General features: G+C 44.5%; 4 protein-coding genes. All 4 read right to left on the bottom strand.

Annotated features, from left to right (window positions below; genetic code table 11):
• Positions 1-6: 6 nt before the first annotated feature.
• Genes LWH95_RS07630 through LWH95_RS07615 form a run of 4 tightly spaced genes read right to left on the bottom strand, consistent with a single transcriptional unit; the run spans position 7 to position 11609 of the window.
• Positions 7-9102, bottom strand: coding sequence for a non-ribosomal peptide synthetase/type I polyketide synthase (locus tag LWH95_RS07630; protein ID WP_232919263.1), 9096 nt, complete (start codon positions 9100-9102; stop codon positions 7-9).
• A gap of 21 nt (positions 9103-9123) precedes the next feature.
• The gene (locus LWH95_RS07625; protein WP_232919262.1) at positions 9124-10266 is read right to left on the bottom strand and encodes an acyl-CoA dehydrogenase family protein; all 1143 of its coding nucleotides are present in this window, start codon (positions 10264-10266) and stop codon (positions 9124-9126) included.
• Positions 10253-10522, bottom strand: coding sequence for an acyl carrier protein (locus LWH95_RS07620; RefSeq protein ID WP_003240117.1), 270 nt, complete (start codon positions 10520-10522; stop codon positions 10253-10255). Before LWH95_RS07620 ends, LWH95_RS07625 begins: the two co-directional genes overlap by 14 nt.
• A 25-nt stretch (positions 10523-10547) precedes the next feature.
• Positions 10548-11609, bottom strand: a complete 1062-nt coding sequence (locus tag LWH95_RS07615; RefSeq protein WP_019257686.1) for an HAD-IIIC family phosphatase — start codon at positions 11607-11609, stop codon at positions 10548-10550.
• Positions 11610-11623: the final 14 nt, after the last annotated feature.

Raw genomic sequence — 11623 nt, 5'->3', positions numbered from 1 at the left:
TTTCTGCTAGATTTTCAGATCGTCTAGTTCCAGCAACGATACCTTTTCTAAATCATTGATGCCTGAAGTCAGGTCAATATCCTTGAGAGCGGTTTGCTTACAATCAATCACGGCTGACAGCACCTTTTTAATCCCTTTCGCAACGCTTTCAATGGTTTCTCTTGTAAACAGCTCAGTGCTGTATTCAATGACAGAAGATAAACCGTTTTCGTCTTCTGAAGCGATCCAAAGCAAATCAAACCGGGAAACCGCTGTTTCATATTCATAGTCGGTTAGTGTGATCCCGTCTACCTCTAAAGCAGGCTGGCTTAGATTCTGCAGAGCAAAAACGGTATCAAAAATATGATTCCTATTTAACGTCCTATCTAACTTCAAATCTTGAACCATATGTTCATACTGATAATCTTGATGATCAAAGTCATCAATTACCAGCTGCTTGACATGGTGCAGAAATTGAGTGAACGTCATCTCTTTTTTCGGATAAAACCGAAGCGGAAGCATATTAACGAATATACCGATGATCCGCTGCAGTTCCTCCTGCCTTCTCCCTGCGACCGGAACGCCGACTACAATGTCGGACTGTCCAGTGAGCTTGTGCAGCAGGATTTGATAGATTGATAAAAGTCCCATAAACAGCGTGGCATCTTCATCGGCCATAATGGATTTAAACGCCTCAAGCTCTTTTTTGCTTATATAAAAACGATAATGGGCGCCGGCAAAGCTTTTGACATCAGGTCTCTGGTAATCAGCCGGCAGCTGAAGCTCACGGAAGCCGTCAAGCCGTTTCAGCCAATATGTTTTCACCTCATTCAGGTCATCAGACTGAAGCATCTGATTCTGCCATTCTGAGAAATCTTTATATTGCAGTTCAAGCGGTGCAAGCTCTTTGCCGTCATACAGATCCATAAACTCGCTGACCAAGATATCCTGAGATAAACCGTCAGAAATAATATGGTGCATATCGAGCATCAGAATATACTCGTTTTCAGAGTTCTTAATAACACCAGCTCTCATCAGGGGAGCCTGATCAAGCTGGAACGGCTTTAAAAAGCTGCTGATGACTTCTTGTTCTTTTTGGTTTTGCCCTTCCTGGCCTGCCACATTTGATAGGTCAAAAAAGTCTGCATGAAATTCCGCATGCTCAGCTATGCACTGCATAGGAACACCGTCTATTGCTTTAAAGGATGTTCTTAAACTCTCATGACGATTAATCAATTGCCGGAACACATTCTCAAGCCTTTGCATATCAAGTTTTCCTGCAATCCGGCCGGCAGTGAACTCATTGTAGCCAGTGCTTGTTTGATCTAACTGCTGAACAAGATAAAGCCGTTTTTGCGCTGAGGACAACGGATAATAATCCCGTTTTTCAGCTTTTTCTATCTTTCTGTACATCTTCTTGTCGGCTTGGCTGATAAATTCGGCCATCTGCCTGATCGTCGGAATGTTAAAGAAATCCGGCAGCGCAATTTCCACATTGAATGCTTGATGAATAATGGAAATGAAAGTAATCGCCTTTAACGAATCCCCGCCCATCTCAAAGAAATCATCGTCTATGCCGATTTGATCAATCTTGAAAAATGACTGCCAATGAACAAGAAGTTCTTTCTCCATATCAGTTACTGGTTCAACATATTCAGCAGTAAGTTCTGGCCGCCCGTACAGCGAAACGTCCTCTTGCTCTTCACCGTTAGGCTGCTGCAGACGATTCACATATTTTTGTATCCTCTCCTGCAGATCCGTGGCAGACACTACAATCTGATCCATAAGATCAAATGTGAAAATTTTCTCGAAAACCTCTCTGCCCTCATGCGCACGAATCAGGGTATTTTCTAAATCCCCTCCGACTGGAATATCCGGTTTTTTGCCGTCTTCAAATTCCCAGCCGTCTAAATTTAGGGCTGTCCACTGAACAGGATGCTGCGCATTATGTTTATATACAAAGGCATCAACAAACTGGTTAACCGCAGTATAGGCGGTAAATCCAAGTCCTCCCAATATCGGAGACAAGGACGAAATCAAAAAGCAGAAATCAAGCGGTCGATCGGCCAACACTTTTTCTAATACCGCAACGCCCGTCATTTTTGCTCGAAAGTGAGTATTCGAAAAACTTTTATCCGTTTGTTCCATCATCCTGAATGATTGTTCGCCTGTTATTCCAGCTGCATAAATTACACCATGAATGGAGCCGTACTTACGTTCAGCCACATGAACCAGTTCAGACATATCCGCTTCACAGCTTGCATCCGCAGCAACAGCAGTGACTTCTGCGCCTGTTTTTTCTATCTCATATATTGATTTTATTTTTTTAACGATCGGATCATCCTCAGCATGCGTGCTGATTAAGGACTCCCATTCACTCCGCGGCGGTAGGCCGGAACGGCTTGTCAGAATCAGTTTTCCTTTTGTTTTCTCAGCAATGGTTTTTGCAGCATGTAAACCGATGAAGCCCAGCCCGCCAATCAGAATATATACGCCTCCGGGACGAAGGTGCCCCTGCGATGATTCTGCAGGCACGGCTTTGTGAATAAAATTCCTGGTGTACCTTTTATTATTTCTGTAAACCGTTAGGAGATTGCCTGATTCGGTCATCAGCTCTGATCTGATGAGTCCCAGCAGCTTGTCTTCTTTCCAGGAATCTTCTTTCTGCCTGTCTATATCAATCACTCGATAGCGAAGGAACGGTGTTTCCTGAGATATGACCATACTCGGCCCCAGATGTACGGCTTTCTCTGGATACAGCATGTCTTCTCCGCCAAGCTGATACGTAAGGGACGATAACACAAAGATCGAAATGTCCTGCTTTGTTTCTTTCTTTTTCAATGCTTGCCCTAAGTAAAGCAAAGAGTAATAGGATTCGTTTTGCATCTGCTCAATCCACTCGGCATCAGCGGTTTCATTCTTCTCTGCCAGCCCCCAGAGGTGCAAAATCCGGCTGTACTGAATCTTTTCCTTCTCCAACACTTCAAAAAGACGGCAGTAATCTTCCGCAGAGTCTGGGCGGAGTGTGTACACTCCTTTTTCAACCTGCTGAAAGTTATGCCCTTTTTTAACGATGACACAAGAAGCACAGGTGGATTGCAGCCCCTGAATAAGCTTATAGGAAAAATCTCCATCCTCCATGAAGACAAGCAAACGTTGTTCCGTCGCTTCAATCTCGCGGGAAATCGGCAGGATTTCTTTTTCCCATTGCGGCAGATAAAACCACTCCTGAAGCGGGAGCTTTCCTCCTGAATGTTTTTTGCCTTTTCCGCTGGCAGTATGTTTCCGTTTGTGCCAGAAGGATTCCTTTTCAAAAGGATATTGAGGCATAGTAATCTTTTCAGGATGTCTGCCCTCGTGCAGCCCGCGCCAATCAATGTCCGCGCCATACATCCACAGCGTGCCAATTCTGCTGAGTAAAAATTGGACATCTGACATACTCTGTCTGCTGTGTTTCAGCACATTGCAAGCATGCTGGCGCAGCTCATCGTTAATCGATCTCTTCACCAGCACACTTAAATCTTGTCCCGGGCCGATTTCGATAAAAATAGCATCTTCCTGTTTCGTTAACACGCCAATACCCTCGGCAAAGCGAACAGTCTCAGTCATGTGCCGTTTCCAATAGTCATAGTCCGCAGCTTCTTCATCCGCTATCCAGTCTCCCGTTAAATTCGAAAAGAAAGGAACATCCGGTTTTTGATAAGAAATGCGCTTAGCCGTATTTCCAAATCGTTCAGCGGCGGAAGCCATGACGTGCGAGTGAGCAGCAATTGAACCTTTTACTCTCATACAAAGCACTTTTTTGGCTTTTAACTGTTCTTCAAATGCGAAAATGTCAGACTCAAGCCCCGACACAATGCAAGAAGCGTCATTAACAACAGCCAATGAAATGCAATCAGGGAGAATCGCTTTCAGTTCTTCCTCTGGCATTGGCACGCTTAGCATGATGCCTGACGGCGCTTGGTGCATCGCTTGTCCACGTAAGCTGATTAGCTTGATGGCATCGCTTAGCGTAAACACTCCCGATACCGCGGCAGCCGTTAATTCACCGAAGCTGTAGCCGATCATAGCCCATGGCCGCAGCCCCCACTTCATCAGCAAAAGTGACAGCGCATATTCCAGCATAAAAATAGCCGGCTGGGCATATTTCGTCTCTTGAAGCTTTATCGCGGCAGCGTCTTCATCCTGCTGGTCAGGGTATAGAATATCCTCAAGCCTCTCACCGGTCGCTTCATAGAATTCTTGAAAACAGTGATCCATCGTCTCTTTGAAAAACGGCTCCTCCGTGTACAAATCCCTGCCCATGTTCACATATTGACTGCCTTGGCCCGAGAACATGAAGATCAATTTTTTCTCCTTTTTTTCCTGAATCCGCGACATTCGGCTGAGTCCTCTGTCCTTCTTCTCGGAAAGCAGGCGGATGACATCCTGTCTGTCCTTTGCCACAAACATTTGCCTATAATCAAAGTGCTGTCTTCCGGCCTGCAGCGTATAAGCGGCGTCTGCTGCATTAAGCTCAGAGTTCCTTTCCATGTGTTCGAGCAAAAGGTCTTTCGTTTTTTCTAAAGCATTCATCGTTTTTGCTGAAAGAGGAAACAGCTGATACGAACGCGAATGTTTCGCACGTTCACTGACAGGCGCTTCCTCCAGAATCACATGGGCATTGGTGCCGCCCATACCGAATGAGCTCACGCCTGCTCGTCTTGGGTTATTTGTTCTCTTCCACACTCGGAGCTTGTCATTCACTAGGAAAGGACTGTTTTGAAAATCAATATTCGGATTCGCTTCTTTAAAATGAAGACTAGGCACAAGTTGTTGATGCTGCAGAGAGAGAACTGTTTTAATGAGACCCGCCGCTCCGGCAGCAGCATCAAGGTGTCCGATATTCGTTTTTACGGAACCAATCCGACAAAACGCGGTCTTATTTGTTTGAAACGCTTTAGTTAAGGCTTCAATTTCAATTGGATCTCCGAGAGCTGTGCCTGTCCCATGGGTTTCCACATAGCTGATGGTTTCCGGTTCAATCCCCGCGTCGGCAATCGCATCTCTTATAACCTCTGTCTGGCCTTCCACACTCGGCGCATTGAAGCCTACCTTTTGGTCACCATCATTGTTGACCGCAGATCCTTTTACAACCGCATAGATCCTATCGCCGTCAGCCAAAGCGCGGCTCAACGATTTCACTGCGACAAATCCGACACCATCGCCTCCTACAGTGCCTTTCGCGTCTTTATCAAAGGCTCGGCAATGGCCGTCTGGCGATTTCACCATATTCTCTTGATAGATGTAGCCTGACTTAACCGGATGGAGAATGGACACACCGCCTGCGAGAGCCATATCAGATTCTCCATTCAGCACTGATTTGCAAGCCAAATGCAGCGCGACCAAGGAGGTTGAACAAGCTGTCTGCAGGGTAATGGCTGGACCTTTTAAATTAAGTTTATGAGCAACCCGCGTGCTGATCGTATAGGTATCATTTAAAGAGCCGATTTCAAACAGCTCTGACATCCTGCCGTCTAATGAGTCAGCGAAATGCTGGAGCCATTGAAAATTTGAGGTTGTTCCTGTAAACAAACCGATTTTTCCTTCATATTCAGCTGAAACACACCCTGCATCCTCTAGCGTTTTCCATACATACTCATGAAGAAGACGGATTTGCGGGTCCATGACCTCTGCCTGTCCCGGTGAATAGCCGAAGAAGGCGGCGTCAAATAAATCGGGGCCGTCGATGATTCCTTTCGCCCTTACATAATCAGTTCTCGTAAATGTTTGTTCATCAATGCCTGCCGCAAACAGCTCTTCATCAGTGAAAAAAGAGATGGATTCCTTGCCATTTTGCAGGTTAAGCCAAAATTCATCTATGTTTTTAGCTCCGGGGAAACGCCCGGCCATCCCGATGATGGCGATGCTGTCATCTGAAGGATCCTTCCGCTTTGATATGAATGGTGTTTTCTTTTTTGATTGCTCTTCATCATGACCTGATAAGAATTCAGCAAGCATCTGAACTGTTGGACGGCGGAACATCTCAACCATCGGAATACTTTTTCCCGTTTCCTTAGAAAGCTGCTGATTGACTTGGATCAAATGCAGGGAAGTGCCGCCGATTTCAAAAAATTTATCCTGAACATCGATGCTGTCTTGACCAAGTACACGTTTCCAAATCTCCAGCACCATCTTTTCTGTTTCAGAAGCTGGTGCTGCCGCAAGTGCCTTTCGTTTTGTCTCTGCAGCAAGCTCCGGCAGTGCTTTTTTATCCAGTTTTCCATTGGCCGTCAGCGGCATCTCATCCATCACAATAAATCGGGATGGAATCATATATTCCGGCAAATGACGGCGCAAGTATTCACGCAGCTGCTTTTCATCAATCGTCTCATCAGTGAAAAGATAAGCAGCCAGGCACGGTGTCTGGGACGCGTCCTTCTTCACGACAGCCGCCGCCCCTTTTATACGTCCGTACCGGCAGAGCCAGTGTTCAATCTCCCCGCTCTCAATCCGATAGCCCCTAAGTTTGATTTGGTCATCGTTTCTGCCTAAAAACTGAATGGTTCCATCCGGTAAAAAGCGGGCTGCGTCTCCTGTTTTATACATTTTTTCTCCGGGTTTAAAAGGATGAGCCACAAAGCGCTCTGCCGTCAGTTCCTTCCGGCCTAAGTAGCCTTCTGCCACTCCTTTTCCGGCAATATATAGTTCTCCCGCTGCTCCCTGGGGCAGCAGGTTCATATGTGAATCAAGAATGTATATATCAGTATGTGCTGCAGGACGGCCGATCGGCACATACAGATCTTTATCCCTTTCAGATGAGTAGCGGTGAATCATGCAGCCGACTACCGTTTCCGTCGGGCCATATTCATTAAAAATTTCAATTTTCCCATCGAAGTTCTCTTCAATTTTCGCCGCCAAGGAGGTTTCTAATTGCTCTCCCCCCAGTATCAGGCACTTCATCACACTGTCCTGAAACGGCATCCCGGAAATGAAATGCAGATGGGACGGCGTTAACTTCATAACGTGGGCTCGATTATCTTTCAGAATTTGTTCCACAAGAAGCTGCTTGTTTTTATCCTGGTACACAATAATTGCGTTTCCGGTTATAAGCGGGGTAAAGATAGAAGTTACTGTTAAATCAAAAGATAAAGACGTATAAAGGGCAAAATCTCTATTATCACCTCTTACATATTGCTCGGCAGCCCAGGAAATATAATTTTCAAGACCAAGATGCTTAACAAGCACCCCTTTTGGCCTGCCTGTTGTTCCAGAGGTATATATGCAATACGCAATATCCTGCGGACCGTAATGTTTCACCAGATTGCTGTCGTTTCCTTGATAAAGGCTTTGATCGGTAATATCTATTTTCACACCATCGTACGAGTAAACCAGCCTCTCAATATCCTCTGTCAGCAGCAGGTTTACCCCGCTGTCCTGAAGAAGATATTCAATTCTTTCCGGAGGATAATCGGGATCAACCGGAACATAAGCGCCGCCCGCTTTTAATACAGCGAGACAAGCGATCACCATTTCAATTGAATGTTCTGTTAAAATACCGACTCTTTGTGCAGGTTTGACTCCCTGACTTTCTAAAAAGCGGGCAAGCTGATTCACTTTTTTATTTAATTGATCATAGGTCAGGGATTCCGAGCGAAATTCCACAGCAAGAGCGTCCGGCGTCTTTTCTGTCTGCCGTTCAAACAAATCAATAACAGTTTGATGTTCGTTGCCGGTCAGACCTTTATAATTGCAAAACTCTTCAAGCTGATAATGCACCTCATCTTGTGAAAGCATATTCAAGCGATGCACAGATCTGTCTGCCGGATACTCAATCACTTCCGATAACAGGTTGAGAAAATGATCCCCCAGCTGCTTCACTTGAAGAGCAGACATGACATCAGGATTATATATAAATGAAAAATGGATATGTTCATCAAAAGCTTGTACACTCAATGTCAAATCAAACTCAGTTTGCTCAAACATGTCATATTGTTCGATTGAAAGAGGAAGACTGTTTGACTTAAGCATCTGATCAAGCGGATAATTTTCAATCACGACAATCGTGTCAAATAATGACTGCTCAGCCGTCAGCCCCGCATATGTTTTCAAATCAGACAGCGGTGTATGTTCATATTCACTTCTTTTGGCAATCTGCTCATGTGCAAGCTGAATCACATCTAAAGGCGTGGATTGAGGCGCAAAGCGAAGACGAAGCGGTATGGTATTAATAAACAGCCCCGTCATTTGTTCTATTCCCGGTACATCGGCGCTTCTTCCTGACACGGTTGTCCCGAAAACCACTTCTTCTTGATCAGAATATTTCTTTAGCAGCAGACCCCAGACACTATATAGAATTGAAGCAAGCGTAACTTGCCGTTCAGCAGCGAGTGAGCGAAGAGCTTTTCCTGCTGAAACCGGAAGCTGTATTTCATGTTTAGAAAAAATAGCATTTCGCTTCCCTGGTCTTTCTGTATTCGGCAGCAATTGTACAGGCTCCCAGTCTTTCAATAACCCTTTCCAAAATGACGCCTGGCTGTCTTTTGTTTTACGCTGCTGTTCCTGCTGCCATTTCACAAATGCTTGATATGATGGTTTTTGAGAAATAACAGGTGTTTGACCCATGGATAACGCTTGATATGACTCCATCCACTCTTTGAGGACAATCCCCATGCTCCAGCCGTCCATCAGGATATGATGAAAGCTGATCATCATCCAGATCCCGTTTTCTTCTATTTGATAAAGCGTGACACGAAAAGGTACTTCTTGAAGCTGAAACGGCTCTTTCCGATCACGCGCCGCAAGCTCCTCCTTCAGCTTTTCCTGAGAAATGCCTTTCTCGAACGAGATACTCTGATAACGGATATCTATTTTATGATGCTTTAATATAACTTGAATGGGCTTAGCTGTTTCCTTCCACCTAAACACCGTCCGCAGCATTTCATTTTGCCGAACCGTTTGCTGCCATGCTTTTTCAAAAAGATCGCGGGCTGGTTCGCTCTCCAGTTTTATCAGCATTTGTTCAAAATAAGCATTACCTTCCGGCTCCATTAAATGATGAAAAAGCAGACCTTCCTGAATGGTTGTCAGTCCGAGAATGTTGGCTATGTTATTTTTATCTATTTTATTCATTTGCTCACTCACAGAATCCTCTCCATCCTCTGCCTATATATGTTTGACAAAATATCGTCTCAATCCATAATTCGCTATAACTTGCTGCTGAATTTGAGATGTTCCTTCAATGATCTCCAATACTTTGGCTTCTCTGTACAGGCGGGCAGCTGAATGATCTCTGCTGAAGCCGCTTCCTCCATGGATCTGCACATTTGAATTGGTAATTTCAACAGCAACCTTTGAAGTGAAATATTTCGCGATAGAAGTTTCCGTCACGGCCTCTGGATCTTGTTTCATCCGCATTTTGCCGGCTTTCATACATAAGGCGCGGGCTGCATGCAGCTGTGTTACGGCATCACCGATCATTCCTTTAATCATTTGATGTTTGTAGAGTTTCTCTCCGAATTGGCTTCTCTTCCGTGAGTATGTTACTAAAGAATCGACTGCTTCCTGTGCAATCGCCAATCCGGCCCATGCCACACTGTATCTGCCATGATCCAAAGCCAAATTAACGATGTAATTAAAACCGCCCCCGATTGGCCCTAATATCTGGTCATCAGAAACCTCAACGCTATCAAACTCTATTTCCGCAAGATAAGAAGCTCTATTGGCCATCATGCCTTCCATTTTTTTTACCGTTACGCCGCTCTGGCGGCTGTCTACAATAAAGGCTGTAACCACTTCTCCATCACGGGCTATGACCAGAAAAAAGTCAGCAATGGCGCCAAAGGAAATCCATTTTTTTCTGCCGTTGATGACATAGCAGCTTCCGCTTTTTGTATACGATGTTTCAATGTGGTTTGCGTCTGAACCAATGTTTGGTTCAGACAATGCAAACGCTCCGATTTTCTCTCCTTTTCCGATGGGGACAAGCCATTCTTCTTTTTGGCGCTCTGTACCGTACCGCAGCAGAGATTCAGAGACTAACGAATTCACAGTCAAAAGAGTTCGAATATTACAGCACGCTTTACCTGCATGTTCAGTAAACAAACCGTACTCGACAGGGTTCAATCCCAATCCGTGATAGACCTCCGGAATACCCGCAGCAAAATAAGATTTGCTCCCTAACTCTTTTATTAATTCTGCCGGGATGCATTCCTTCTCATCAAACTCGCCTGCAAAAGGTCTGATTTTTTCGTCACAGTAACCCCGGAAATCTTGAATGATGTCGGCTTTCATCTCAGCTGTTTTCATTAGCAAGCGCTCCGTTCTGTTTCTTTTCAATTAGGCTGACGATTCGGTTTACTGTGCTGAAGTTAGCAATATCTAAATCTTCGTTATCAAGCTGAAACCCAAAGTTTTGCTCAAGAAATGTTACAAGCTTCATCGCAAATAAAGAATTCACAAATCCCATTTCAAAAATGTGATCATCATTGGTTAATTCGATTTCATCGTCAAAGACCACCAAATTTTGTTCAATATATTCTCTAATTTGTTCATGAAGATTCATCTATTTGCTCTCCCCGCTATTTAGATTAATTGCTGCTTCCCGCAACAGGTGATTGGCTGAATTCCGTTTTGACCTCGACATACGCAGGATACGGCTGAATCCGGCTCAGGTCATTTTCAAATAAAATGAAGCCGTCCGGGCCCTTCGTATGTTCTTTGAAATTGGCAAATTTATATGTGATATACATGACTCTGTTCCGATCTGTTTGTTTAAAATCAGCAAACAGTTTTTTCCCTTTTTGTTTCGCTTCATTTAAAATAGCTGTCAGTAAAATCGTACCGACACCGCGGGACATAACCCGGCATGACATTAAAAGAAGATTAATATGCCATTCATCTCCCTTTTCTTCTATTAAAGAGAGTCCGATCTTTCCATAAGAGCCGTACTTGTCCTCAAGCTCGCAGACTAGCAGCATATGAGAATCTGACTTTCGGAAATAATTTAATTCCTGATAATCGTATGTTTTTCCGCTTGCATTCAGCTGGTTTGTACGCACCGTAAGCTCTTCTGCCCGCTGCAAGTCGCTTTCTTGCGCATGGCTGATCGTAAACTTCATATTCAGAGTGGCAAGAAATTGTTCGGACGGTCCTTCAAACTGCTCTTCGTCCTCTTTTCTGCGATCATCCTCCAGATACATCTGCCGGCGTCTTTTGGCATCCTCCGTTACAAATGCAGGTTTCAGCAAAGGATCGACGATTAGATCCTTATACCGAACGGCATCCCAGCACGAAATCTCTGGATGGGCATTTTTCACTTCTTCCCTTTCAAACGCTTGGTCGTCAATAAAGAGAAGCGTATCCTTATGGATATTGAGGTTTTTGCTGATTTTTTCCAAAGAAACCGATTTGGCATTCCAGCTGATTTCCGGATATAAAAAGAAATGGTCAATTCCAAATTCCTTTAATTTTTCCATAACAGCAGCTTCGTCATTTCTGCTTGCGACAGACAGCAATATGCCGCGTTCATCAAGCTCAGTCAAAATTTCTTTGATATTGTCCTTCAGCTTTACATCATCAGATTCAAGCAGAATACCATCCCATAGCGTATGATCTAAATCCCAGACAACACACTTAACTCCCTTTTTCAATGGTCTGCTCCTCC

Source organism: Bacillus sp. G16, assembly GCF_021282335.1.
Lineage (GTDB): Bacteria > Bacillota > Bacilli > Bacillales > Bacillaceae > Bacillus > Bacillus inaquosorum.
Note: the sequence above shows the minus strand (reverse complement) of the source record. Positions and strands in the feature narration are given on the sequence as shown.

Coding starts and splice junctions, on each gene's coding strand:
- LWH95_RS07620 (WP_003240117.1), bottom strand. CDS start 10,522: ATGAATCTTCATGAACAAATTAGAGAATATATTGAACAAAATTTGGTG.
- LWH95_RS07625 (WP_232919262.1), bottom strand. CDS start 10,266: ATGAAAACAGCTGAGATGAAAGCCGACATCATTCAAGATTTCCGGGGT.